Genomic DNA, 23529 nt, shown 5'->3' with positions numbered 1-23529 from the left:
GCCTGCGGTTTGGGCAGGTCAGACCTGCCCCGCCTCGCTTTGATGGCGCCGATAGGCCTGGATCTCCTCCAAGACGAAGTCCCTAAACACCGCGACGCGGCGCGTCTGGCGCATTTCCTCGGGATAGGCAAGGAAGACCGGCACCTCTCCCGACTCGGTGTCCGGGAACACGCGGATCAGGTTCGGATGGTCGGCAGTCAGATAGTCGGGCAGGACGCCGATGCCCAGATTGGCCAGCACCGCCTGCAGTACGCCGAAATAGTTGTTCACCGTCAGGGTCGATCCGACGTTCTGGGACATCAGCTCCTGCACCAGGCGCGCGCCGGCCGCCACCTGAGGCTGGTCGGGCTTCTGGCAAATCAGACGGTGGTTGGACAGGTCGGCCAGCGATTCCGGCGCGCCATGCGCCGCGATGTAATCCGGGCTGGCGTACAGGCGCATCCGGATGTTCAGCAGCCGGCGGCGGATCAGGTCGGACTGGCTCGGCTCCTTCATGCGGATGGCCACGTCGGCCTCGCGCATGGGCAGATCCAGGACGCGCTCCTCCAGCAGCAGGTCGATGCGCAGGTCAGGATACTTTTCGTACAGCTTGACCAGGCGGGGTGCCAGCCACAGCGTGCCGAAGCCCACGGTGGCCGTCACCTTGAGTTCGCCGAAGACGTTTTCCTCGCTGTCGCGGATGCGGGCCGAGGCGCTGTCCAGCTTGCGCGACATAGAAGAGGTTGCCTCGAACAGCAGCTCTCCCTGTTCGGTCAGAATCAACCCCCGCGCGTGCCGGTGGAACAGCGTCGTGCCAAGCGACTCCTCCAGCGCGCGGATCTGGCGGCTGACCGCCGATTGCGACAGGTGCAGCACGTCGCCCGCATGCGTCAGGCTGCCGGCATCAGCCACAGCGTGAAATATTCTAAGCTTGTCCCAGTCCATCCCTGTTACAATCCTGTCATGACAGCCATGCGAATTTTGCAGACCTAACCTTCCCCTGCGATTCCGGCAAGGTCACGTCAAGGAAAGAATTTCCGCTTCGTTGGTCAGCATTTCTGACCTATAATGACCGCGGAGGCCTTTGGCCATGGGAGGAGAGGGTGATGAGCAAGCAGGAATTTTCGCTAGCCGATCGGTTCGATCTGTCGAAACGTCACGTGTTGTTGAACGGTACGCAGGCACTTGTCCGGCTGATGCTGATGCAATCAGCACGCGACAAAGCCGCGGGGCTTGATACGGCGGGACTGGTCACCGGGTATCGCGGCTCTCCCCTAGGCAGTGTCGATCTGCAGATGACGCGCGAGGCCAAGCGCCTGGCGGCGGCGCAGGTCCTGTTCCAGCCCGGTCTGAACGAGGATCTGGCCGCGACCGCCATCTGGGGCAGCCAGCAGGCCGAACTGCGTGGCGAGGGGCGTCACGACGGCGTCTTTGCGCTGTGGTACGGCAAGGGTCCGGGGGTGGACCGGTCGGGCGACGTCATGCGCCACGGCAACATGGCCGGATCGTCGCGCCATGGCGGCGTCGTGATGGCGATGGGCGACGATCACACGGGCGAAAGCTCGACCGTGCTGCATCAGTCTGATTGGGCGATGATCGACGCCTATATCCCCGTGCTGTCGCCTGCCGGGGTGCAGGAGATCCTGGATTACGGCCTGTATGGGTTCGCGCTGTCGCGCTATGCAGGGGTCTGGACGGGTCTGAAGACGATGAAGGACACGGTCGAGGCGACATCGGTCGTTGACGGCGATCCGCATCGGATGGTCTTCACCCTTCCGGATCGCGTGCTGCCCGAGGGGGGGCTGAACATTCGCCTTGGCGACACGCCCGTCGCGCAGGAGGCCCGGATGATCGACCACAAGCGGTGGGCGGCCGAGGCGTTCAGCCGTGCAAACCGCATCGACCGCAAGGTCTGGGGCAAGTCCGGCGCGCGGATCGGCTTTGTCGCCGCGGGCAAGAACTGGCTGGATCTGGTCCACGCCCTGTCCCTGCTGGGCATCGACGAGGCCGAGGCCGAGCGGTTGGGCCTGACCACCTACAAGGTCGGGCAGACATGGCCCATGGACATGAAGTCGATCCAGGAATGGTCCGAGAACCTGGAACTGATCATCTGCGTCGAGGAGAAGCGCAAGCTGATCGAGGTGCAGCTGAAGGAGGCGATCTTTGACAACCGCCATGGGCGTCGCGTCCATGGCTGGAAGCATGACCGCACCGGAGAGGAGCTGTTCCCGACCCGCTATGCGCTGGACCCGGTAATGATCGCCCAGAAGATCGGCGGCATCCTGATCGAGGAGGGTCGCGGCACCGAGCGTCTGCGCGCCGGGCTGGAGCGGCTGAACGAGGTGCGCCGCAACGACAACGCCCCCGAGATTGCGACCAGAACCCCTTGGTTCTGTTCGGGTTGTCCGCATAACAGCTCGACCAGGCTGCCCGAGGGAAGCCGCGCCTATGCCGGAATCGGTTGCCATTACATGGTGCAGTGGATGGGCCGTGAGACCGAGGGTTTCACCCATATGGGCGGCGAGGGTGCGAACTGGATCGGAGAGGCACCATTCAGTAACAGAGGCCATGTCTTTCAGAACCTTGGCGACGGAACCTATAATCATTCCGGGTCTTTGGCGATCCGTGCGGCCCTGGCGGCTGGTACGAACATCACCTACAAGATCCTGTACAACGATGCCGTCGCCATGACCGGCGGGCAGCCGAACGAGGGCGGCCTGACCGCCCCGCAGATCGCCCGCGAGCTGGTGGCGATGGGCGTCGGCACGGTCGTCGTGGTTCACGACGAAAAGGAGGACGTCGATCAGGCGCAGTTCCCCAAGGGCCTGCGGTTCGAGGAACGTGCGCAGATGATGGCCGTCCAGCGCGATCTGGAAAAGGTCGCGGGCGTCAGTGCCATCCTGTACGTCCAGACCTGCGCGGCCGAGAAGCGCAGGCGGCGCAAGAAGGGACAGTTCCCCGACCCGGACCGCCGGATCTTCATCAATCCCGACGTCTGCGAGGGCTGCGGGGATTGTTCCGTCCAGTCGAACTGCGTCTCGATCGTGCCGTTGGACATGGAACTGGGCCGCAAGCGGCAGATCGACCAGTCGAGCTGCAACAAGGATTACAGCTGTGTCAACGGGTTCTGCCCCAGCTTCGTGTCGGTCAAGGGCGGCAAGCTGCGCAAGCCCAAGGCCGAGGCGTTCGACCTGCCCGATCTGCCACAGCCCACGCTGCCTACGATCAACGGAACGCATAACGTCGTCATCACGGGCGTCGGCGGCACCGGTGTCGTGACAATCGGCGCCGTGCTGGCGCAGGCCGCCCACATGGACGGCAAAGGCGCCGGCATGATGGAGATGGCGGGCCTGGCGCAGAAGGGCGGCGCGGTGCATATCCATCTGCGCCTGGCTGAACGCCCCGCCGACATCAGCGCGATCCGCGTTGCCGTGGGCGAGGCGGACTGTGTCATCGGCGGCGATCTGGTGGTGACGGCGGGGGCCAAGACCGTGGGCCTGATGACCCAGGGCCGCACCGGCGCAGTCGTGAACGACCACGAGATCATCACCGGCGACTTTACCCGGTTCCGCGATTTCCAAGTACCGTCGGACCGGCTGCGCCTGTCGCTGCAGGCCCGTTTGGGCGACCGGGTGGCGTTCTTCGATGCGAACGATCTGGCGCTGCGGCTGCTGGGGGATTCGATCTATTCGAACATGCTGGTGCTGGGTGCGTGCTGGCAGCGTGGACTGATCCCGTTGTCGCTGGAGGCGATCATGGAGGCGATCCGCCTGAACGGCGCGCAGGTCGACGCCAACCAGCGGGCATTCCAGATCGGCCGTTGGGCGGTGGTCTATCCCGAACAGACGCGCAAGCCCGCCGAGGTCACGCAGTTGCCGGTCGATCCCGTGACCTATCGCGCGGAACGGTTGGTCGGCTATCAGAACAAGCAGCTTGCCGCCCGGTACCGCAAGCTGGTCGATGCCGCGCCCGCACCACTTCGCGACAGCGTCGCAAGAAGCTATTACAAGTTGTTGGCGTACAAGGATGAATACGAGGTTGCACGGTTGCATCTGACCACCGCCGAACAGGTTGCGGCGCGGTGGGAGGGGGACGTGACCCTGTCCCTTCATCTGGCGCCGCCGATGCTGACCGGCAAGGACGCGAACGGCCGCCCCAAGAAGCGGGAGTTCGGTCCGTGGATGCTGCGCGCGTTCCGGGTTCTGGCAAGGATGAAGGGGCTGCGGGGGACGCCGCTGGACCCCTTCGGCTACAGCGCCGAACGCCGGCGCGAACGGGCGATGATCCGCGAATACGAGGCCGACATGACCCGCGTCTTCGCCTCGGTCACGGATGCGATGATGCCGGTGGCGATCGAACTGGCGGAACTGCCCCTGGGCGTGCGCGGCTTTGGACCCGTTAAGGACAAGGCCGCGGATCTTGCCGCGACCCGGCGGGCCGAGCTGCTGGCGCAGCTGCAGGCCGGGCACCCACCCATCCGTGAAGCGGCGGAATGATCCAGGTCATTTCCAAAAGCGGCGCGTCGCCCTATGAAGGGCGGCACGCGACGCGGGAGGTTCTGGGATGGCGATTGGGGTGTTCGATTCGGGTCTGGGCGGGCTGACGGTCCATCAGGCCATTGCCGCGCGCCTGCCTGACCTGCCGCTGGTCTATCTGGGCGACAACGCTCATGCGCCCTATGGGGTGCGCACCGCCGACGACATTTTCGATCTGACCTGCAAGGGCGTCGAGCGCCTGTGGGACGAGGGCTGCGATCTGGTGATCCTGGCCTGCAACACCGCCAGTGCCGCGGCGCTGAAGCGGATGCAGGAAACCTGGCTGCCGGCGGACAAGCGCGTCTTGGGCGTGTTCGTTCCCATGATCGAGGCGCTGACCGAACGGGCCTGGGGCGATAATTCGCCGCCGCGCCGGGTGGCGGTCAACAACGTCGCGCTGTTTGCCACACCCGCGACCGTCGCCAGCCGCGCGTTCCAGCGCGAACTGGCGTTCCGCGCGGTGGGCGTCGATGTCGAGGCCCAGCCCTGCGCCGGCGTGGTCGACGCGATCGAGATGGGCGACGAGCAGCTGGCGGAGGCCCTGGTCACCAGCCATGTCGAGGCGCTGAAGCGCCGCATGCCGTACCCTGAGGCCGCGGTGCTGGGCTGCACCCATTACCCGCTGATGCAGGACGCGTTCCAGCGCGCCCTGGGGCCGCAGGTCAAGGTCTTCAGCCAGGCGGGGCTGGTCGCCGAAAGCCTGGCCGACTATCTGACGCGCAGGCCCGAATTCGTCGGGCCGGGCACGACGTCGATGTATCTGACGACCGGCGATCCGGTGCGGGTGGGCGGCAAGGCCACGCAGTTCCTGCGCCGCGCCATCAGCTTTGATCCCGCCTGAGGAGGACCCATGGCCGGCATGAAATCCCTGAAGAAGCAGCGCCGCGTCCAGGTTCTGGCGGCGGCAAGCCTGGCCCTGGTCGTGGCGGTGGGGCTGATCGGATACGGCTTCAGCGACGGCATCAACCTCTATCGCTCTCCCAGCCAGGTGGCCGAGACGGCGCCCGAGCCCGACGAGTTCTTTCAGCTGGGCGGGCTGGTCAAGGACGGATCCATCGTCAATGGCACCGGCATGGCGTTCGATTTCGTGATCACCGACGGCGCGGTCGAGATCCCGGTGACCTATGTCGGCAACGACCCCCGCCCGGACCTGTTCAGCGAAGGGCAGGGCACCATCGCCAAGGGTCACTACCGCGACGGCCGGTTCGAGGCGCGCGACCTGCTGGCCAAGCATGACGAGACCTATATGCCCCGCGAGGTGGTGGATACGCTGAAGGCGACCGGCGTCTATCAGGAACCCGGCACCTGAGGCAACGCGCGCAGGGTTAACGACAGGTTAACCGCATCGCCCCAGCATCCCCCGATGCGGCCCCGATCCGGGGCGCGCGTCAGACATGGGGGTGTCATGCCAAGCGTCGAACAGATTGCCCGTCAGATCGTGGCCCGCGAAGGCGGGTACGTGAACGACCCCGACGATCCGGGCGGGGCCACCAATTTTGGCGTCACCATCGGCACGATGCAGTCCCTGGGGATGGACCTGAACCGCGATGGCCGCATCGACGCCGCCGATGTGCGCGCCCTGACGCGGGCGCAGGCCGAACAGATCTTCGTCGAGCATTATTTTCGCAAGCCACGCCTTGCCGAACTGCCCGAACCGCTGCAGGCCAGCGTCTTTGACATGTATGTCAACGCAGGCGGTAATGCGGTAAAGATCCTGCAGCGCCTGGTCAGCCGGATGGGCTTTCGCACCGCCGATGACGGGGTCGTCGGACCGATGACCATCGCGGCCGTGGCAGACGCGGCCGAGGCCGCGCCGGATCATCTGGTCGACGCCTATGGGATTGCGCGGCGCAACTATTACTATGCGCTGGCCGATCAGCGCCCGGCCAGCCGCAAGTACGCGCGAAGCAAGGCGGGCGGCAAGGGCGGCTGGATCACCCGCGCCGAGGAGTTCATGGCCCCCCGCTATCGCCTCAGCGAGGCTGAGCACCGCCAGAGGACATCCGCATGGGCCTGATCGACCGCTTCATCGGGATCGCCCCGACCGTCACCGCCCTGGGCAGCGCCGCGACCGGCATGGCCGAGGTCTTTACCCAGAACGCCACCCGCCGGATGGAACTGGACGAGGAGGCCTATGCCCGCGCCATCGCCCAGCACGGCCAGGAATTCGCTGTGCCGCGGCAGGGCTGGTTCGACGGGTTCGTCAACGGCCTGAACCGCCTGCCGCGCCCGCTGCTGGCCTTGGGGACGATGGCGCTGTTCATCTATGCGATGGTCGAGCCGATCGGATTCGGCATCCGCATGGAGGGGCTGCAGCGCGTTCCCGAACCCCTGTGGTGGCTGCTGGGCGCCATTGTGGGGTTCTATTTCGGCGCGCGGGAGGCGCATCATTTCCGCCACCGTGTCTGGCCCGCCCCCGTGACCGAGGAGACGACCATCGTCCCCGGCACCGTCACAACGCCAGTCGCCATCCCCGCGGACGATTTCGCCGACAACGCGGCCCTGCGCGACTGGCTGGCGACCCTGCGCGAATAGGCCGCAAGGCCCGCACGCAAAACTGAGCGACCGGGACCAAGGGGGGGCTTTTCCCCCCTTGGCCGCATCCCTATGCTGTCGGACAACAAAGGATGCCCGCAGATGATCGCTGAACTTGGCCATTTCGCCCTGATCCTGGCCTTCATGGTCGCGATCTATCAGATGACCGTGCCGATGATCGGCGCCGCAAAGGGATGGCACGGCTGGATGGACAGTGCCCGCCCGGCGGCCATGGCCCAGTTGCTGCTGATGGTCATCAGCTTCGGCGCACTGACGATCGCCTTCGTCACGTCCGACTTCTCGGTCCTGCTGGTCTACGAGAACTCGCACACGCTCAAGCCGATGCTCTACAAGATCAGCGGTGTCTGGGGCAACCACGAAGGCTCGATGCTGCTGTGGGTGCTGATCCTGGCGCTGTTCGGCGCGGCGGCGGCGCTGTTCGGGGGCAACCTGCCGCCCAGCCTGCGGGCACGGGTGCTGGGGGTTCAGGCATCGGTCAGCGTGGCGTTTTATGCATTCATCATCTTTACGTCGAACCCGTTCTGGCGCATGGGCAATCCGCCTTTCGACGGGCGCGACCTGAACCCGCTGCTGCAGGACCCAGGTTTGGCTTTCCACCCGCCGTTCCTGTATCTGGGTTATGTCGGCCTTTCGATGGCCTTCAGCTTTGCCGTCGCCGCCCTGATAGAGGGTCGCGTGGATGCGGCCTGGGCGCGTTGGGTCCGTCCCTGGACCCTGGCTGCCTGGGTGTTTCTGACCATTGGCATCGCGCTTGGCTCCTGGTGGGCCTATTACGAGCTGGGCTGGGGCGGCTTCTGGTTCTGGGATCCGGTCGAGAACGCCAGCTTCATGCCCTGGCTGCTGGCCGCCGCCCTGCTGCATTCCGCCATCGTCGTCGAAAAGCGAGAGGCGTTGAAAAGCTGGACGATCCTTTTGGCGATCATGGCGTTCGGGTTCTCGCTGATCGGCACGTTCATCGTCCGATCGGGTGTCATCACCTCTGTCCACAGCTTCGCAAACGACCCGGAACGGGGGGTGTTCATCCTGGCGATCCTTGCGGTGTTCATCGGCGGTGCCCTGACGCTGTTCGCGGCCCGCGCGTCCGAGATGACCGCCAAGGGCGTCTTCGCCCCCCTGTCGCGCGAGGGCGCGCTGGTGCTGAACAACGTGCTGTTGGCCGTGTCGGCCTTTGTCGTGTTCATCGGCACGATCTGGCCGCTGGTGGCCGAGATGGTCTGGGGGCGGGTGCTTTCCGTGGGCCCGCCCTTCTTCAACCAGGCCTTTACCCCGTTCATGATCGTGCTGGCGATCGCCCTGCCTATCGGGTCGCTGATGCCGTGGAAACGCGCTACGCTGGCCCGCAGCCTGCGCCCGCTGCGCGGTCCGCTGATCCTGTCGGCGGCGATCATGATGCTGGTCTTTGCGGTGTCGACCGGCCATTCGGCGCTGGCCGTGATCGGGGCGGGGCTGGGATCCTGGCTGATCTTCGGCGCGCTGGCCGATCTGTGGCTGCGGACCGGCAGTTCCGGCGCGTCGCGCCTGTTGCGCCTGCCGCGTGCCGATTGGGGCAAGGCGGTCGCGCATTCCGGGCTGGGCGTCACCTTCGTGGCCGTGTCCCTGATCCAGGCCTGGCAGGTCGAGGATGTGCGCGTGGCCCAGATCGACCAGCCCTTTGCTGTCGCCAGCTACGACCTGGTCCTGCGCGACGTGCGCCGGGCGGACGGACCCAACTATCTGGCCCAGAAGGCCGTGATCGAGGCCAGCCGCGACGGCAGTCCGGTTGCGACCCTCTCTCCGGAAAAGCGTGTCTATCCCGTCCAGGGGATGCCCACGACCGAGGCCGCGATCGATTACGGCTTCTGGCGCGATCTGTACGTTGTTCTGGGCGATGAACAGCCCGGCGGCGGATGGGCGGTGCGGACCTATATCAAGCCCTTTGCCAACTGGATCTGGGCGGGCTGTCTGATGATGGCCATCGGCGGGCTGATCAGCCTGACCGACCGGCGCTATCGCGTGGCGGCGGGTGCGGCCCGGCAGGCGCGCCCCGGCGCGGTCCCCGCGGAATGAGGGTCCGGGCCGCCGCGCTGGCGATGATCCTGACCGCCTGTCCGGTCCTGGCCGTCCAGCCCGACGAGGTCCTGCCCGACGCCGCGATGGAGTCACGCGCCCGCGAGATTTCGCAGCAGCTGCGTTGCCCCGTCTGCCAGGGAGAGAACATCGACGAATCCAACGCGCCGATCAGCCGCGACCTGCGGCTTTACGTGCGCGAGCGTTTGCTGGAGGGCGACAGCAACGACCAGGTGATCGACGCGGTCGCCGACCGCTTTGGCGAATTCGTGCTGTTCAATCCTCGGCCCGATGGGGCGAACATGATCCTGTGGCTGGCCGCGCCCCTGATGGCGCTGGTCGCATTGCTGACCGCGGCCGGTTTCCTGCGCGCCCGCAACCGCCCGGCGCCCGAGGTCGAGGCCCTGGACCCCGACGAACGTCGGCGCCTGGCCGAGATCATGCGCGATCCCTGACGCCGGGTCGCGCTTTAACCGCCCGCGAATTTCGGCATGATCCCCGGAAACGGGAGGATGACATGAGCTTCGAGACCATTCAGTTCGCGGCAGCGGACGGCGTCGCCACGCTGACGCTGAACCGCCCCGCGGTGATGAATGCGCTGAACACCAGCATGCGGGCTGAGATCACGCAGGTGCTGACGACGTTGGCGCCCGATGTGCGTGCCGTGGTGATGACCGGGGCAGGCCGGGGGTTCTGTTCCGGGCAGGACCTGACCGATGCGGGTGCCGCCGCCGATCTGGAGCGCACCCTGCGCGAGGAGTACGAACCGATGCTGGCCGCGGTGACTACCTGTCCCGTGCCGGTCATCGCCGCGGTGAACGGGGTGGCGGCCGGGGCCGGGGCGAACTTGGCGCTGGCCGCCGACGTGGTGATCGCCGCGGAAAGCGCCAGCTTCATCCAGGCCTTCACCCGGATCGGGCTGATCCCGGATGCGGGCGGGACCTGGATCATCCCGCGGGCGGTCGGCATGGCGCGCGCGATGGGAATGATGCTGTTCGCCGAACCCGTGTCCGCGCGCCAGGCGGCGGACTGGGGGATGATCTGGCAGGCGCTGCCCGACGCCGATTTCGCCGCAGGGGTCGCGGCCCGGGCGCAGGCGCTGGCCAAGGGGCCGACCGGTGCGTTTCTGGCCGTCAGGCAGGCGCTGACGGCCTCGTTCGGGAACGACATGCAGGCGCAACTGGCGCTGGAGGCACGTCTGCAGGGGCAGGCCGGGCGCAGTGCCGATTTCGCCGAAGGGGTGACGGCTTTCCTGGAAAAGCGGCCGGCGGTCTTTACCGGCCGCTAGGCGATCTGGCGAAAGACCGGCGCGGGCCCGCGATTGTCGAAGAAGGGCACCGTGTCCGGCGCGGCCAGCGGCTGGTCATGCGGCAGGTCGCGGATCAGCGCCGTCAGTTCGGCCAGCACGACCTCGGTGATGAAGGGCAGGTCCAGCGCGCCTGCCTGATCCAGCGGCACCCAGTGCAGATGGGACAGCTCGTCGCAGGCGGCGCCGAAGTCATCGGGGTCGCCGGCGATGCCGGCCGCATCCGCGACGAAGAAATGCGCATCGAACCGGCGGGGTCGTCCCGGTGGCGTGATCGCCCGGAACAGATAGATCAGCGGGCTCGCATCAGGAGTCAGACCTGCCTTGACATGGCCGGGCCAGCCGCAGGGTGCGCCCCCCGGACGGCCGATCAGCAGGCCGGTTTCTTCGGCCAGTTCGCGCAGCGCCGCGGCAGCGATGGCGTCGGGGGACAGGCCATCCTCCTGCAGCAGGCGCGCGCGGCAGGTCGGGCCAAGGGGACGGGCCAAGGCAACCTGCGCGTCCTCGGGGTCGACGGCCCCGCCGGGAAAGACGAATTTCGACGGCATGAAGGCCGCGCCGGCACCGCGCATGCCCATCAGGACCGACGCACCGCCCACGTCGCGGCGCACGACCAGGACGGTTGCGGCATCGCGGATGGCGACGCTCATGCCCGGCCGAACCCGTGCATGCGCCGTGCCCACTGCAACCCGACCATGGCGCCCTTGATCACCGGCAGCATCGCCAAAGACAGCACGATCGCCCCAAGGCCAAAGGACAGGATCATCGTCATGGCACTGGGGCGCCACGCGATGAAGGAAGCCAGCAACAATGGCGCACCCAGATGCGAGACAATCAGGATGGTCAGGTAGGCCGGGCCGTCGTCGGCCCGCTGGTGGTGCAGATCCTCGTGGCAATGGGGACAGGCATCCGCCACCTTGAGGTAGCTGGAGAACATCCGCCCCTCTCCGCAGGCGGGGCAGCGGCCCCGTGCGCCGCGCAGCATGGCCTGGCCCGTCGGGCGTTCGGGGGTCAGCGATGGGGTGATCTTGGCAGCATCTGTCATGACGGGGTCCTCTGCGGGCTTGGACCAAATCTAGGCGGCGGGGCGGCACATTGAAAGTCCCTCCTATGCCGCACGTTCCGCGCGTGAACAGACGACCTGGTTGCGCCCCGCAGCCTTGGCGGCCAGCAGCGCCCGGTCCGCACGCTCAAGCGCCACGCGCGCCAGCTGATCCGGCCAGATGTCGTCCGCGGGCGCGACCATGGCGACCCCGACCGACGCCGTCACCCGGATCGCGCCGCCGCCGGACAGGCCCGGCAGGCGTACGGGCCGCGCCTGCACGGCCAGCCGCAGCGCCTCGGCGATGCGGGCCGCGCGCACCGGGGGACAGTTGCCCTGCACAGCCAGGAACTCCTCTCCGCCCATGCGGGCCGTCATGCCGTCCACGCCAATGGTATCGCGCAGACGCTGCGCGACCTCGGCCAGGACAGCATCGCCGGCGGTGTGACCATGGCAGTCATTCACCGCCTTGAAATGGTCCAGGTCGATCGCAAAGACCGCGAAGCCCTGATGCGCCAGCATCGCGTCGCGCGCGATATCGGCCAGCTTGGGCAGGGCATAGCGGCGGTTGTACAGCCCGGTCAGCGGGTCGGTCATCGCCCACAGCATATGGCGCTGAACCTCGGCCCGACGCTGGTCGCTTTTGGATTTGCGCGACAGCAGCATCTGCAGCGACACCGCCGCGGCCTCGGCTGTCGCAGCGGTGCACAGCGCGTCCGGCATCACGTCACCCGCCCCGAGATCCAGGGCGATGGCCGACAGCTCGGCCCGATCAGGCCCGATGGCAATGACGAAGCCCGCATCCCGCGACCCTTGGCGCGATCGCAGTTCGGACAGCAGGCGCAGCCCGTCGCCACGCTCGCGGATATCCGCCGAGATCAGGTACAGGTCCGCCGTCCGCCCCGCGGATGCGGCGCCCAGCGCCTCGTCAGGATCGCGGATCTCGAACCTGCAAGGCATACGTTCGGACAGCATCTGCCGCCAGCGCCGCGCGCGAGTCTGGCTGTCCGCGATCAGTACGATCAACGGACGATCGGCATGGACGAAACCGGCCGGTGCCTCGGCCATGCCCATCCGGCTGGCCTGCGGGGCATCCGACTGGCGCAGAATGTTGCGGATCCGCGCCATCAGCATCTGGTCGTCGACGTTAGGTTCAAGCGTCGCGGTTGCCCCCGCCTGCAGCGCGGCCAGCCGCTGTTCGGGCCGGACCAGCATCAGCACCGGGATATCCGCCAGCCGCGGATCGCGCGACAGCCGCCCGCAGATGTCGATGGCCGATCCGTCGGGGAAATTTCCCAGGATGATCAGGTCGGGCAAGGCCGCGTCCAGTTCCTGCATCAGCTGCGCAGCCGACGCGACCGCGGCAACGTCATAGCGCACGGCGGACAGCCGGACCTTCAACGTGATCCGCGCCGTCGCTATGCCATCTGCAACCATGATACGTGCCGTCATCGATCTATCCAGAAATCCGACATCTTCATTTCAATTTCACCTAAAATGCTTAACAAAGAGTTTCTGGTGCAGGCCAGCTCACGAAATTGCGATACGGATGGAAAAATGGCGTATTCGGCCCAGCAGGCCGCCGATCTGGCGACGCAGACGCTGATCCTGTTGGCCGATCGGCCACAGGATCTGGCGCAGTTCATGGAGGCTGCCGGCCTGCAGCCTGCCGATATCCGCAATTTCGCCCGCCGTCCTGACATCGCCCTGTTCCTGCTTGATTTTCTGGTCGAGGACGATGACCGCCTGTGCAGCTTTGCCGACAGCCTTGGCGTGCGTCCGGGCGACATCATGACGGCTCGCACGGCCCTGTCGGGACCGGGCAGCTATGGCTGGGAGGCCGACTAGACCTTTTTCCATCGGCGCTTTCCGATTTGTTTACGCCCTGCCGCTAGTTTCGGTTCGAATCGAGGTGGGCATGAAAAGTCTGATCAATCGCGCGATTGAAGAATTCCTCCGCGCCACGTATGGTGAAGACCTGGTCCAGTCCGTCGCCGACGAGGAGGCCGTGGCCGTGGGTCGACTGGCGCCGCTTGGCGCCGGGTTCGGGACCGGTGCGCTGGAACGCGCCGCGTTCCGCCTGTCGAAACCGCTGCCCGAGATGTTCGAGGATCTGGGCGGATGGATGACGCGCATCGAGCCTGTGCGGCGCCTGCTGCGGTTTTCGGGCCGCGACTTCAAGGATTTCCTGCTGCGTCTTGAGGAGCTGCCCGGTCGCGCGCATCTGGTCCTGCCCGACCTGGATGTCCCGCGCCTGCAGGTCGAAGCGGAGGATCAGTCCGTCTGGCTGGTCATGCTGGAACCCGACCCGGTGTGGCAGCATCTTCTGGTCGGGCTGATCCGCGGCATGGCTGACGATTACGGAGCGCTGTGCCTCATTTCAGTCGAGGGGCTGTCCATCCGCATCGACATCTGGGACGAACAGTTCTTCGAGGGCCGCATCTTCAGCCTGCAGGGGGCGCAGCTGAGCGGCGCGGTGTCGTCGTGACGGGCCCGACCATGTCCGCCCAGGCGCTTGGGCAGCTGCTGCCCATGCACCTGTGGCTGTCGGCCTGCGGCAAGGTCCTGTCCGTCGGGCCGACGCTGTCCAAGCTGATCCCGGACCTGGCAGACGGGCTGGCGGATCGGTTGGTCAGCGGGCGCGCGGGGCAGGGGCCCTGTCCGCTGCAGGCGATCCGCACCGCAGTCGAGCACCGCCGCCGCCTGTTCCTGCGCGTGGTTCAGTCGCGCGACCTGGTCCTGCGCGGCCATGGCGTGCAGGTCGATGATGGGACGCTGCTTGTCAATCTGGGTTTTGGGATCGGCCTTCATCGTGCGATTCGTGCCGCGGGGCTGACGGATGACGACTTTGCGCCCTCAGAACTGGCAATGGAACTGCTGTTCCTGCACGAGGCCAACCGCGGCGTCCTGACCGAACTGTCGCGCTTTAATACCCAGTTGGCGCAATCGCGCGAACTGGCCCTGCTGCAGGCGCAGACCGATCCGCTGACCGGCCTGCAGAATCGCCGCGGGCTGGAGATCGCGCTGTCCCTGTCGCTGCGCACGGCCGACTTCGCGGACGAGGTCGCGCATCCCTTTGCCATCGCGCATCTGGATCTGGACCATTTCAAGCAGGTCAACGACCAGCTAGGGCACCAGGCGGGTGACGACCTGCTGCGGGCGGTCGGTGCGGTCCTGCGCAGCCATATCCGCAAGGCCGACACGGCGGCGCGGATCGGGGGTGACGAATTCGTGCTGATCCTGCGGGGCATGACATCGCGGGCCGCCCTGCAGCAGCTTGCCGACCGGATCATCGTGGCGATCCGGGCGCTGTCGCCGCCGGAACTGACCGATCTGCAGGTTTCGGCCAGCCTGGGCATCCTGGTCTGGCATCCCGGCGGTCCGGACCAGCCGGAGCAGGTCCTGGCGATGGCGGACAAGGCCCTCTATCTGTCCAAGGGGGCGGGGCGCGGGCGGGCGACGATCATCTAGGATCAACCGGCATCCCGTCGCCTGTTTCCTGTGCATTCCCGAAATTTTTCGTGCGCTAACATGACTTGTGTCGCCCTGCCGACAGTTCCGGAATGAACTGTCCAATAGACCGGTGATGCGGGTCGAGAGTGTGGTACCTCGTGGACTGTAACCAGTGATGGCACACTTGATCCGCCACCGCGGCGTGCGGGGACCTTGGTTGACCTGACGAAAACCTCTGTTCCTGCGCGGTCATGTCGATATACTTGGTCCTGCATCGATAATCGGGCAGGGGACATGCAGGCAGTTACCCCACGGACGACCTCGGCGAAGGGCAGGGCACCTGTCCAGATCCCCGACCTGCTGTCGATCCTGACGCGCCTGAAGCCTGCGCTGATCGCCGATCTGGACAAGCCGCAACTGGCGGCCTTGGTGGCGGAGGCTGCCCTCGTTCATATCCGTCGCCCCAGGGACATTCTGCGCCAAGGCGAGCCTGCCGACTGGATCTATCTGATCATCAAGGGCCGGATCGAGGTCAACTATCTGGACATCAACGGAAATCGTGTGATGGCTCATCTTGCCGTTCCCGGCGAGGTGCTGGGAGAGGTCGAGCAGTTTTCCGGCCGGACCTGCGCGGCAAGCTGCACCACGCTGCCGGACACGACGGTGATGCTGCTAGATGCGGCGATGATCCTGCGGCACGTTCCGGCCGACCTGCTGATGCGCAACTTTGCCAAGATCTTTCACGACCGCCTGACGCGGGACAACCGCCAGCACTCGGTCGCGATGTTCTATGCCGCCGAAGATCGCATCCGGATCAACCTGTTGACCATGACCAGCGCCGAATCTCCGCAGATCCAGCTGAGCCAGACCGATCTGGCGGCGATCGCCGGATGCTCGCGCCAGACGGTCAACAAGACGCTGTCGCAACTGCGCGCCGAAGGCATCGTCGAGATGGGGCGCGGAGAGATCCGGGTCCTGGACCGCGCCCGGCTGAAGTCCGCACGCCCCGGCTGCGACCAGGTCCTGCCCGACGAGGGGTTCGCCCGCATCCCCGATGCCGCCATGCCCGTCGTGGTCATGCCGAAAGCGTGACCGGCAATCGGCCGCAAGGGGCTGAGAATGCGGGCTATCTGCGGTTATCTGGGGCCAGTCCCTCAGCGCCACCCGGAGACCGCATGGCCCACGACCCCAACGCCGCCCCCGCCCCAGACCGCAGCCATGACCGCGTCGGCGACCGCTATGCCCGAGAGTTGGAGCGGCATCTGGACTGGCTGGACAGTTTCACCTCGACCGCGCTTGGGGTGCTGTCGGCTGCATCGGGCATCTATACCTATCTTGGGGTGCGGACGCTGCTGGACGATCCGGGCCTGTGGACGACCTTTGCGGCGCTGGCCTATTCCATCGCGGTGTCGGTGGGCATCTTCGTCTTCTGGTCCTACATGCTGCGGCTGTTGCCGGCGGTCCGCTCGGCCGCATCGCGGGTCGGCTTGCTGCTGACGATGGCGCTTGGATCGGTGGCGATCGTCGCGATGTCGTCCTGGCTGAACGCCGCCGCACTGGCAGGGACGGCCGCGGTCGAGACGCACATGGCGGCCACCGTGCAGACCTATCAGACCTCGCTGGAACGCGCGCATGCAAACGCGGTGGCGGGGCAGGCGCTGTCGCGCGACGTGGCCCGGGTGCGGCAAAGCTTTGCGGACCTGTCCGAGCAGGAGGCGGGCGGCACCCTGTCCGGCTTTTCCGGTCGCGGCGCGGTCTTTCGGGTACTGACCCAGAAGGGCGCCGAACTGCAGGCGCTGGAGGACCAGCTGCTGGCCGCCGAAGCCCCCATCGAGGAGACCTTCGCGCAGGGGAACACCATTCTTTCCCGGATGCGCGGCACCTCGGTCGAGCCGGGACCGCTGGAGGATCGCACGGTCCGCTTTTCCGAAGACGCCGTCCAGCTGGCTGGTCTGATCACGCAGCTGCGCCAGCTGAACCCGGCGCCGCTGGTCGGACGCGCCGCGCAGGACCTGGCCGATGCGGTCGTTCTGCCCGAACTGGATGGCAGCACCGAGGCCACGCGCGCGGGCCAGTCCAGCACCATCACCTCTGTCCTGTCGCTGGTCGAACAGCGCGCCACCACCCTGGCGCAGGCCGCGACCGAGGTGATGTCCCTGCCGCAGGTGGACGAGGCCCTCTATACGCCCATGTCGGCCGCGGATGCGGTCATCGCCTATGCCGGCAACTTCGTTCCCGCATGGGCAGGCGCCATCGCCATCGACCTGCTGCCCGCGGTGCTGGTCTTCATCATCATGGTCGTGCAGGCCGCGATCCGATCCGGCCGCGGAGAGGGGCACAGCGACGAACGCATGACGGTCGGAGAGCTGCGTGCGGCGCTTGCGGCATCTGACCTGCTGCGTCAGATCGATGCCGCACCGCCGCCCGCCGCCGACACCTCGCGGCGCGAGGGCTAGCCGATGGGGCTGTTCTCCTCCCCGCACAAGGTGGTGCGGGCCGTATTGGTGTCGCAGGTGCTGCTGGCGGGTGCCATCGTCGGCCTGGACCTGATGCGCGCACCGGGATCGGCCGCGCCGGGGTTGTACGCCCCGCCCGCACAGGGGCCAAGCGTGCGCCCCTATCGCCCCGACCTGCGGCCGTCGGATCCGTCGCAGCCGGGCGGTCCCGCCATGCGCGCCATGCCAGAGGCGCTGGAATTCGATCAGGCCGATGACGCGATCACCATCGCGGGCCAGATCGCGCCGGGCGATGCGGACCGCTTTGCCGCCTGGCTGGACCGGACACGCCCGACGGCGACACAGGTGACGCTGGACAGTTCGGGCGGATCGGTGTCCGACGCGGTGGCCATCGGGCGCACGATCCGCGCGGCGGGCTATGCGACCCGCGTGGGCGACGGGGCGGTCTGCCTGTCGGCCTGCCCCTATATCCTGGCGGGCGGCGCCACGCGGCAGGTGGCAGCAGGCGGCGTGGTGGGGGTCCACCAGCATTATTTCGGCCAGAACACGATCCTGCCCGCCTTCATGGCGGTCAGCGACCTGCAGCGCGCGCAGGCGGGGGTGATGGATTACCTGGTGCAGATGGGGGTCGATCTGCGGCTGATGACCTATGCCCTGCGCACCCCGCCGGCCGAGATCAACGTGCTGGAACCGGAGCTGATGGCGGAACTGGGCCTGACCACGCCGGCCGAAGGGTGAACGATCGATCGGTGGTGGTGCGGGTAGAGGGACTTGAACCCCCACGCCTTGCGGCGCCAGAACCTAAATCTGGTGCGTCTGCCAATTTCGCCATACCCGCGCTGTCCGCGATCTAGCAAATGGCTGCGGGCAGTGCGAGGGGAAAAATCACCCGTCCCATTCGGCGATGACGGGGGCCAGCCCGTCGATCAGATCGTCCGCGATCAGCCCCGGCCCATGCCGGCGCGCGACCGCCCCGTGCAGGCGTACCCCAAGGCAGGCCGCATCGAATGCCGGCAGGCCGCGCGCCAACAGGCCGGTGATGATCCCCGCCAGAACATCCCCCGATCCGGCGGTGGCAAGCCAGGGAATATGCGGGTCCGAATGGATCGCCACCCGTCCTTGCGGGTTGGCGATGACCGTGTCTGGCCCCTTCAGCACGATCACCGCGCCAATGCGCCGTGCCGCTTCGCGCAGGATCGCGGGTTTGGGGCGGGAGGGTGTGTCGGTGGACAGCTGGTCGGCAAGATCGGGGAACAGCCGGGCGAATTCGCCGCCATGCGGGGTCAGCACGCAATCCGGTGGCAAGGCGCCGGGTGCCTTGGCCAACGCGGTCAGCGCATCGGCGTCCAGGACCGTCGGCCGCGCCGCAGCCCGCACGGCGTCCAGCAGCGCCGCTGCCCGCGTGACGCCGCAGCCCGGCCCGATGCACAGCGCCATCCCGCGGCGGTCGGACGCCAGCTTTGCCAGGGCATCCGCATCGTCGACCGCGCGTCGCATCAGCGCGTCGGGGGGAAGGGCGTGTTCCGCCATCGCCGCTGCAGGGGGCGCCAGGGTCACCAAGCCTGCGCCGACGCGCAGCGCCGCCCGCGCCGCCAGACGGGCCGCGCCGCCCGCGCCGGGACCGCCGGCCACCACCAGTGCAGCGCCGTGGTCGTATTTGTGGCCACCCGACCCCTGCTTGCGCAGCCATGCGCCCCGCCCATCGTCGGCCCTGCGCCGGGGGTCCGCAATATCGAACCGCGGCCACACTGCGGTCAACCGTGCCAAGCCGCCCGCACGAAACGCGTCCAGCCCGATATCGGCGATGACCAACGTGCCGCAAACCGTGGATCCATGTTCCAGCAGATGGCCCGGCTTGGGGCTGTCAAACGCCACGGTCAATGTGGTCCGGGGTGCCGCTGCGGGCAGGGCACCCCGGCCCATGCCCAGCATGACGCCGCTGTCCAGGCACAGCCCGCTTGGCGCATCGACGGCGACGATGGGGCGGCCCGCATCTGCAAGCCTGCGCAGGATCGCCGCGATCTGCCCGTCCGGCGGGCGCGTCAGGCCGGTGCCCAGCATCGCGTCGACATAAAGGTCGGGCCGATCCAGCTGCGCCGCCTCCAGCGGAAGGACGGGCCCCGGCCAGCGGGCCCGCGCCGCGGCCGCGTCGCTGCCCACACGCAGGGGCATGCCCAAGACGCGCACCGACCAGCCTGCCTGTGACAGCGCCTGTGCCACGACATAGCCGTCGCCGCCGTTCGCGCCGGGTCCGCACAGGACCGTGGCGCGTCCGGGCTTGGGCCAGCGCAGGCGGATCTGGCCCGCGACGGCGCGTCCCGCGCGGGTCATCAGGTTCAGCCCGGACGTCACGCCGCTGCCTATCGCCGCGGATTCGATGGCGCGCATTTGAGCGACGGTGACGATTTCACTGCCTTCCATCATGGTCGATGATTAATCCTTGGGCTGAATGGTGAAATATTAGGCATACGAGCCGGACAAACGGCTTGGGGGCTTCCAAGATCATGCTGCTGCATTTACGCGGTTCATCAAACGCGCCAATCAGTCTTCAGGCAAGCCGCGAGGAAGGGTCTATTGCGATGAAGAAGATCGAGGCGATCATCAAGCCGTTCAAGCTGGACGATGTCAAAGAGGCGCTGCAGGAAGTCGGCGTGCAGGGTCTTTCCGTGACCGAGGTCAAGGGTTTCGGTCGTCAGAAGGGCCATACCGAACTGTATCGCGGCGCTGAATATGTCGTCGACTTCCTGCCCAAGGTGAAGATCGAGATGGTGCTGCCCGACGATCAGGTCGATGCCGCCATCGAGGCGATCGTCGCCGCCGCGCGCACCGAGAAGATCGGCGACGGCAAGATCTTCGTCTTGCCCGTCGAACAGGCGATCCGCATCCGGACCGGAGAGACGGGCGACGACGCCGTCTGATCGACCGAAGTTACACAGGCCTTCGAGCCCGGCAGGCCCAGGCCGCCGGGCCGCATCTACGAAGAAAGGGAAGAGATGCAAATCAAGGATGTCTTGAAGCTGATCGAGGACGAGGATGTCGCCTATGTCGACGTTCGCTTCACCGACCCCAAGGGCAAGCTGCAGCACGTGACGCTGGACCGCGACCTGGTCGACGAGGACTTCTTCGAGGAAGGCTTCATGTTCGACGGCAGCTCGATCGCGGGCTGGAAGTCGATCGACCAGTCGGACATGAAGCTGATCCTGGACCCCGCCTCGGTCTATATCGATCCGTTCTATGCCGAAAAGACGCTGTGCGTGCATTGCAACGTGGTCGAGCCCGACACGAACGAGCCCTATTCGCGCGACCCGCGCGGCACCGCCGCAAAGGCCGAGGCCTATCTGAAGGCGTCGGGCATCGGTGACGCGGCTTATTTCGGCCCCGAGGCCGAATTCTTCATCTTCGATGACGTGCGCTATTCGGTGACGCCGCAGAAGGTGTCGTTCCAGATCGACGCGGCCGACGCCGCCTGGAATACCGACACCGAATACGAGATGGGCAATACCGGTCACCGCGCGGCCCACAAAGGCGGCTATTTCCCGGTCAACCCTGTCGACACCGCCCAGGATATCCGCGGCGAGATGCTGTCCACCATGAAGCGCATGGGCATGCGCGTCGACAAGCATCACCACGAGGTCGCGACCTGCCAGCACGAGCTGGGTCTGATCTTCGGTGGTCTGGTCGAGCAGGCCGACAACATCCAGAAATACAAGTATGTCATCCACAACGTGGCCCATGCCTATGGCAAGTCGGTCACCTTCATGCCCAAGCCCATGAAGGGCGACAACGGGTCGGGGATGCACGTCAACATGTCGATCTGGAAGGACGGCAAGCCGCTGTTCTCGGGTGACAAATATGCGGACCTGTCGCAGGAGGCGCTGTACTTCATCGGCGGCATCCTGAAGCATGCCAAGGCGCTGAACGCGCTGACCAACCCGTCGACCAACAGCTACAAGCGCCTGATCCCCGGCTTCGAGGCCCCCGTTCTGCGCGCGTTCTCGGCCCGCAACCGCTCGGGCTGCGTCCGCATCCCGTGGACGGAGAGCCCCAAGGCCAAGCGTGTCGAAGCGCGGTTCCCGGACCCCTCGGCCAACCCGTACCTGTGCTTTGCGGCGCTGCTGATGGCGGGCCTGGACGGCATCAAGAACAAGATCGATCCGGGCCCGGCCTCGGACAAGGATCTCTACGATCTGCCGCCCGAAGAGCTGGCCGAAATCCCGACCGTCTGCGGATCCCTGCGCGAGGCGCTGGAGGAACTGGAGAAGGACATGGACTTCCTGCTGCAGGGCGACGTGTTCACCCGCGACCAGCTGGAAGGCTATATCGCGCTGAAGTGGGAAGAGGTCTATGCCTACGAGCATACCCCCCATCCCATTGAATACGCGATGTATTACAGCTGCTGATCCCGTCCGCGGATCAGATCGGGGGGCGGTCCTGCGGGGCCGCCCCTTTCTCATGCGATCACGACGTCCACACGGGACAACACGGTTTGGTGACAGGGTGTCACGAAAGTCGGTTTCCGGCGTGTCTGTAAGCATGGATCGACACGGTCCACCCACATGACACCCAGGAGAGACATGATGAAACGTCTTGTTGCCGCCACCACCACCGCCGCCCTGATGGCGCTGTCCGCGCTGCCCGCCGCCGCCGGCCTGGCGGGCATGAGCGAACGCCCCGATTTCGCGCCCGCGCCCATGACGCAGGTCAAGGTCGAACGTCGCGCAGGTGATCTGTTCACCGCCCGCGAACTGGGCCAGCGCAACCTGATGGCCGACGATGTCGTGTCCGTCACGCTGCTGCCGTCGGCCGGTGACGCGGCCATGCGGTCCAGCCGCGACGACAGCTGATCGTCGTCAGCGTTGCAGAAAGGGGGCGGTCCGATGGGCCGCCCCCTTTGTCATGCGTGACGCCGGATCATTCCGCGGCGATGTCGGAGGCGGTGGGATAGTCGGTGTATCCCTCGGCGCCGCCTGCATAGAATGTGGCCGGGTCCTGGTCGTTCAGCGGCAGGCCGCGGCGGAACCGTTCGGGCAGGTCCGGCGTCGCGATGAAATCGCGCCCGAAGGCCACGGCATCGGCGCGACCCTCGGCCAGCAGGGCCTCGGCGCTTTCGCGGGTCAGGCCCTCGTTCGCGATGACCGGGCCGCCGAAGGCGTCGCGGATGGCGTCCAGCAGGCTGTCCTCGGCCACGCGTTCGCGCAGGCACAGGAAGGCCACGCCGCGCGCGCGCATGTCGCGGGCGACCTGCGTGAACAGCGCGCGGGCATCGCTGTCGCCCATGTCATGGCTGTCGCCGCGGGGCGCCAGGTGGACACCGACCCGGTCGCCGCCCCAGACGCCGACCACCGCATCGGTGATCTCGTTCAGGAAGCGGACGCGGTTCTGGATGTCGCCGCCATACTGGTCGGTGCGGGTGTTGCTGCGGTCCTGCAGGAACTGGTCGATCAGATAGCCGTTCGCGGCGTGGATCTCGACCCCGTCAAAGCCCGCGTGGCGCGCGTTGTCGGCCGCCTGGCGATAGGCCTCGACGATACCGGGGATCTCTTCGGTGGTCAGGGCGCGGGGCGTTACATAGGCGCGCTTGGGACGCAGCAGGCTGACATGCCCGCCCGGCTGGATCGACGACGGCGCCACCGGCAGCTGCCCGCCCAGCAGCTGCGGGTCGGAAATGCGGCCCACGTGCCACAGCTGCAGGTAGATCAGGCCGTCGCGTTCGTGCACGGCCTGGGTCACCTTCGACCAGCCGGCGATCTGGTCGTCGTTCCAGATGCCGGGCGTCGCCTCGTATCCCACGCCCATCGGCATGATGCTGGTCGCTTCGGACAGGATCAGGCCGGCGCCGGCGCGCTGGCGATAGTATTCGACCATCAGGTCGTTGGGCACGCGTGCATCGCCCGCCCGCGACCGGGTCAGCGGGGCCATCACGATCCGGTTGCGCAGCGTCACCGCCCCCAGGGTCACGGGTTCGAACATCGAGGACATGCGGGTCCTCCTTTCTTGATCTTGCTTGTGGGGCCGTCCGGCCCGGAATGTCAGTGCGGGGCGCCCTGCGCCCCACGGGCCTTCAGCTGTGCGTGACGCGACCCGATTTCAAGGCCGCCTGCCGCGTCGTCACATCGCCGTCACCGGCGCGGAAAAACGCGCGCGGGCGGCGGGGTT

Annotated in this window: 23 protein-coding genes and 1 tRNA gene; 17 read left to right on the top strand and 7 right to left on the bottom strand. The window is 66.9% G+C overall.

The window, feature by feature from the left end; all coding sequences use genetic code 11:
* Positions 1–18: 18 nt before the first annotated feature.
* Positions 19–924, bottom strand: a complete 906-nt coding sequence (locus LZ686_RS00980) for a LysR family transcriptional regulator (protein ID WP_045999125.1) — start codon at positions 922–924, stop codon at positions 19–21.
* A 161-nt stretch (positions 925–1085) separates the two neighbouring features.
* Between LZ686_RS00980 and LZ686_RS00975 the strand changes: the two genes are divergently transcribed.
* The 8 genes from LZ686_RS00975 to LZ686_RS00940 all read left to right on the top strand — a co-directional run bounded on the left by LZ686_RS00975 (position 1086) and on the right by LZ686_RS00940 (position 10404).
* The gene (locus tag LZ686_RS00975) at positions 1086–4475 is read left to right on the top strand and encodes an indolepyruvate ferredoxin oxidoreductase family protein (protein ID WP_349546726.1); all 3390 of its coding nucleotides are present in this window, start codon (positions 1086–1088) and stop codon (positions 4473–4475) included.
* Between the two features lie 67 nt (positions 4476–4542).
* Entirely contained in the window at positions 4543–5355 is an 813-nt protein-coding gene (locus LZ686_RS00970; RefSeq protein ID WP_282028084.1) for a glutamate racemase, read from the top strand.
* An 18-nt stretch (positions 5356–5373) separates the two neighbouring features.
* Positions 5374–5823 (top strand): cytochrome c maturation protein CcmE, encoded by a 450-nt coding sequence (gene ccmE, locus LZ686_RS00965; RefSeq protein ID WP_045999619.1) that lies wholly within the window; start codon positions 5374–5376, stop codon positions 5821–5823.
* Between the two features lie 96 nt (positions 5824–5919).
* A complete protein-coding gene (locus LZ686_RS00960) occupies positions 5920–6531 on the top strand; it encodes a holin-associated N-acetylmuramidase (protein WP_127898579.1) in 612 nt (203 codons plus the stop codon).
* Positions 6522–7049 (top strand): holin family protein, encoded by a 528-nt coding sequence (locus tag LZ686_RS00955; RefSeq protein WP_295169353.1) that lies wholly within the window; start codon positions 6522–6524, stop codon positions 7047–7049. Before LZ686_RS00960 ends, LZ686_RS00955 begins: the two co-directional genes overlap by 10 nt.
* A 102-nt stretch (positions 7050–7151) precedes the next feature.
* Complete coding sequence (locus LZ686_RS00950) at positions 7152–9116, top strand: heme lyase CcmF/NrfE family subunit (protein ID WP_349546725.1); 1965 nt, start codon at positions 7152–7154, stop codon at positions 9114–9116.
* Positions 9113–9571 (top strand): cytochrome c-type biogenesis protein, encoded by a 459-nt coding sequence (locus LZ686_RS00945; RefSeq protein ID WP_349546724.1) that lies wholly within the window; start codon positions 9113–9115, stop codon positions 9569–9571. Before LZ686_RS00950 ends, LZ686_RS00945 begins: the two co-directional genes overlap by 4 nt.
* Before the next feature lie 62 nt (positions 9572–9633).
* On the top strand, positions 9634–10404 hold the full coding sequence (locus tag LZ686_RS00940) for an enoyl-CoA hydratase-related protein (protein ID WP_349546723.1): 771 nt from the start codon (positions 9634–9636) through the stop codon (positions 10402–10404).
* Here LZ686_RS00940 and LZ686_RS00935 read toward each other — a convergent pair.
* The 3 genes from LZ686_RS00935 to LZ686_RS00925 all read right to left on the bottom strand — a co-directional run bounded on the left by LZ686_RS00935 (position 10401) and on the right by LZ686_RS00925 (position 12916).
* Positions 10401–11072 (bottom strand): NUDIX hydrolase, encoded by a 672-nt coding sequence (locus LZ686_RS00935; protein WP_349546722.1) that lies wholly within the window; start codon positions 11070–11072, stop codon positions 10401–10403. The genes LZ686_RS00940 and LZ686_RS00935 overlap by 4 nt on opposite strands.
* Positions 11069–11467, bottom strand: coding sequence for a DUF983 domain-containing protein (locus LZ686_RS00930; protein ID WP_045984140.1), 399 nt, complete (start codon positions 11465–11467; stop codon positions 11069–11071). The genes LZ686_RS00935 and LZ686_RS00930 overlap by 4 nt, the downstream gene beginning before the upstream one ends.
* A 63-nt stretch (positions 11468–11530) precedes the next feature.
* On the bottom strand, positions 11531–12916 hold the full coding sequence (locus LZ686_RS00925; RefSeq protein WP_349546721.1) for a diguanylate cyclase: 1386 nt from the start codon (positions 12914–12916) through the stop codon (positions 11531–11533).
* Positions 12917–13021: 105 nt separating this feature from the next.
* Here LZ686_RS00925 and LZ686_RS00920 point away from each other — a divergent pair, with 105 nt between their 5' ends.
* The 6 genes from LZ686_RS00920 (at position 13022) to LZ686_RS00895 (ending at position 18111) form a co-directional block, all read left to right on the top strand.
* On the top strand, positions 13022–13312 hold the full coding sequence (locus LZ686_RS00920) for a DUF3572 family protein (RefSeq protein WP_349546720.1): 291 nt from the start codon (positions 13022–13024) through the stop codon (positions 13310–13312).
* A gap of 70 nt (positions 13313–13382) precedes the next feature.
* The gene (locus LZ686_RS00915) at positions 13383–13952 is read left to right on the top strand and encodes a heme NO-binding protein (RefSeq protein ID WP_148912240.1); all 570 of its coding nucleotides are present in this window, start codon (positions 13383–13385) and stop codon (positions 13950–13952) included.
* 11 nt (positions 13953–13963) lie between these two features.
* Positions 13964–14935 (top strand): GGDEF domain-containing protein, encoded by a 972-nt coding sequence (locus LZ686_RS00910; protein WP_045999621.1) that lies wholly within the window; start codon positions 13964–13966, stop codon positions 14933–14935.
* Between the two features lie 276 nt (positions 14936–15211).
* A complete protein-coding gene (locus tag LZ686_RS00905; RefSeq protein WP_349546719.1) occupies positions 15212–16009 on the top strand; it encodes a Crp/Fnr family transcriptional regulator in 798 nt (265 codons plus the stop codon).
* Positions 16010–16092: 83 nt separating this feature from the next.
* Entirely contained in the window at positions 16093–17373 is a 1281-nt protein-coding gene (locus LZ686_RS00900; RefSeq protein WP_349546718.1) for a hypothetical protein, read from the top strand.
* A gap of 3 nt (positions 17374–17376) precedes the next feature.
* Entirely contained in the window at positions 17377–18111 is a 735-nt protein-coding gene (locus tag LZ686_RS00895; RefSeq protein ID WP_349546717.1) for a COG3904 family protein, read from the top strand.
* Positions 18112–18126: 15 nt separating this feature from the next.
* Here the strand turns inward: LZ686_RS00895 and LZ686_RS00890 are convergent.
* Together LZ686_RS00890 and LZ686_RS00885 are read right to left on the bottom strand one after the other, a co-directional pair.
* Positions 18127–18211 (bottom strand) — tRNA-Leu (locus LZ686_RS00890).
* A gap of 47 nt (positions 18212–18258) precedes the next feature.
* Positions 18259–19797: an NAD(P)H-hydrate dehydratase gene (locus LZ686_RS00885; RefSeq protein ID WP_349546716.1), complete on the bottom strand. Its 1539-nt coding sequence runs from the start codon at positions 19795–19797 to the stop codon at positions 18259–18261.
* A gap of 155 nt (positions 19798–19952) precedes the next feature.
* On the opposite strand from LZ686_RS00885, the gene LZ686_RS00880 reads away from it, so the two are divergent.
* The 3 genes from LZ686_RS00880 (at position 19953) to LZ686_RS00870 (ending at position 22217) form a co-directional block, all read left to right on the top strand.
* Positions 19953–20291 (top strand): P-II family nitrogen regulator, encoded by a 339-nt coding sequence (locus LZ686_RS00880; RefSeq protein ID WP_042248864.1) that lies wholly within the window; start codon positions 19953–19955, stop codon positions 20289–20291.
* Positions 20292–20366: 75 nt separating this feature from the next.
* Positions 20367–21773, top strand: a complete 1407-nt coding sequence (gene glnA, locus LZ686_RS00875) for a type I glutamate--ammonia ligase (protein ID WP_045983010.1) — start codon at positions 20367–20369, stop codon at positions 21771–21773.
* Positions 21774–21947: 174 nt separating this feature from the next.
* Positions 21948–22217: a hypothetical protein gene (locus LZ686_RS00870; protein ID WP_349546715.1), complete on the top strand. Its 270-nt coding sequence runs from the start codon at positions 21948–21950 to the stop codon at positions 22215–22217.
* Positions 22218–22284: 67 nt separating this feature from the next.
* On the opposite strand, the gene LZ686_RS00865 is transcribed toward LZ686_RS00870, so the two are convergent.
* On the bottom strand, positions 22285–23352 hold the full coding sequence (locus LZ686_RS00865) for an alkene reductase (protein WP_349546714.1): 1068 nt from the start codon (positions 23350–23352) through the stop codon (positions 22285–22287).
* Between the last annotated feature and the right edge of the window lie 177 nt (positions 23353–23529).

This window comes from Paracoccus sp. NFXS7, assembly GCF_040148865.1.
GTDB lineage: Bacteria > Pseudomonadota > Alphaproteobacteria > Rhodobacterales > Rhodobacteraceae > Paracoccus > Paracoccus marcusii.
The sequence above is the reverse complement of the archived record's forward strand: the minus strand, read 5'-3'. Positions and strand labels throughout refer to the sequence as shown.

Excerpts from the sequence above, each read along its gene's own strand:
- LZ686_RS00880 (WP_042248864.1), top strand. The coding sequence starts at position 19,953 with ATGAAGAAGATCGAGGCGATCATCAAGCCGTTCAAGCTGGACGATGTC.
- LZ686_RS00930 (WP_045984140.1), bottom strand. The coding sequence starts at position 11,467 with ATGACAGATGCTGCCAAGATCACCCCATCGCTGACCCCCGAACGCCCG.
- LZ686_RS00950 (WP_349546725.1), top strand. The coding sequence starts at position 7,152 with ATGATCGCTGAACTTGGCCATTTCGCCCTGATCCTGGCCTTCATGGTC.
- LZ686_RS00955 (WP_295169353.1), top strand. The coding sequence starts at position 6,522 with ATGGGCCTGATCGACCGCTTCATCGGGATCGCCCCGACCGTCACCGCC.
- LZ686_RS00925 (WP_349546721.1), bottom strand. The coding sequence starts at position 12,916 with ATGACGGCACGTATCATGGTTGCAGATGGCATAGCGACGGCGCGGATC.
- LZ686_RS00905 (WP_349546719.1), top strand. The coding sequence starts at position 15,212 with ATGCAGGCAGTTACCCCACGGACGACCTCGGCGAAGGGCAGGGCACCT.
- LZ686_RS00970 (WP_282028084.1), top strand. The coding sequence starts at position 4,543 with ATGGCGATTGGGGTGTTCGATTCGGGTCTGGGCGGGCTGACGGTCCAT.
- LZ686_RS00885 (WP_349546716.1), bottom strand. The coding sequence starts at position 19,797 with ATGATGGAAGGCAGTGAAATCGTCACCGTCGCTCAAATGCGCGCCATC.
- LZ686_RS00975 (WP_349546726.1), top strand. The coding sequence starts at position 1,086 with ATGAGCAAGCAGGAATTTTCGCTAGCCGATCGGTTCGATCTGTCGAAA.
- LZ686_RS00910 (WP_045999621.1), top strand. The coding sequence starts at position 13,964 with ATGTCCGCCCAGGCGCTTGGGCAGCTGCTGCCCATGCACCTGTGGCTG.
- LZ686_RS00915 (WP_148912240.1), top strand. The coding sequence starts at position 13,383 with ATGAAAAGTCTGATCAATCGCGCGATTGAAGAATTCCTCCGCGCCACG.
- LZ686_RS00980 (WP_045999125.1), bottom strand. The coding sequence starts at position 924 with ATGGACTGGGACAAGCTTAGAATATTTCACGCTGTGGCTGATGCCGGC.
- LZ686_RS00865 (WP_349546714.1), bottom strand. The coding sequence starts at position 23,352 with ATGTCCTCGATGTTCGAACCCGTGACCCTGGGGGCGGTGACGCTGCGC.
- LZ686_RS00900 (WP_349546718.1), top strand. The coding sequence starts at position 16,093 with ATGGCCCACGACCCCAACGCCGCCCCCGCCCCAGACCGCAGCCATGAC.
- glnA (WP_045983010.1), top strand. The coding sequence starts at position 20,367 with ATGCAAATCAAGGATGTCTTGAAGCTGATCGAGGACGAGGATGTCGCC.
- LZ686_RS00960 (WP_127898579.1), top strand. The coding sequence starts at position 5,920 with ATGCCAAGCGTCGAACAGATTGCCCGTCAGATCGTGGCCCGCGAAGGC.
- LZ686_RS00935 (WP_349546722.1), bottom strand. The coding sequence starts at position 11,072 with ATGAGCGTCGCCATCCGCGATGCCGCAACCGTCCTGGTCGTGCGCCGC.
- LZ686_RS00945 (WP_349546724.1), top strand. The coding sequence starts at position 9,113 with ATGAGGGTCCGGGCCGCCGCGCTGGCGATGATCCTGACCGCCTGTCCG.
- LZ686_RS00895 (WP_349546717.1), top strand. The coding sequence starts at position 17,377 with ATGGGGCTGTTCTCCTCCCCGCACAAGGTGGTGCGGGCCGTATTGGTG.
- ccmE (WP_045999619.1), top strand. The coding sequence starts at position 5,374 with ATGAAATCCCTGAAGAAGCAGCGCCGCGTCCAGGTTCTGGCGGCGGCA.
- LZ686_RS00870 (WP_349546715.1), top strand. The coding sequence starts at position 21,948 with ATGATGAAACGTCTTGTTGCCGCCACCACCACCGCCGCCCTGATGGCG.
- LZ686_RS00920 (WP_349546720.1), top strand. The coding sequence starts at position 13,022 with ATGGCGTATTCGGCCCAGCAGGCCGCCGATCTGGCGACGCAGACGCTG.
- LZ686_RS00940 (WP_349546723.1), top strand. The coding sequence starts at position 9,634 with ATGAGCTTCGAGACCATTCAGTTCGCGGCAGCGGACGGCGTCGCCACG.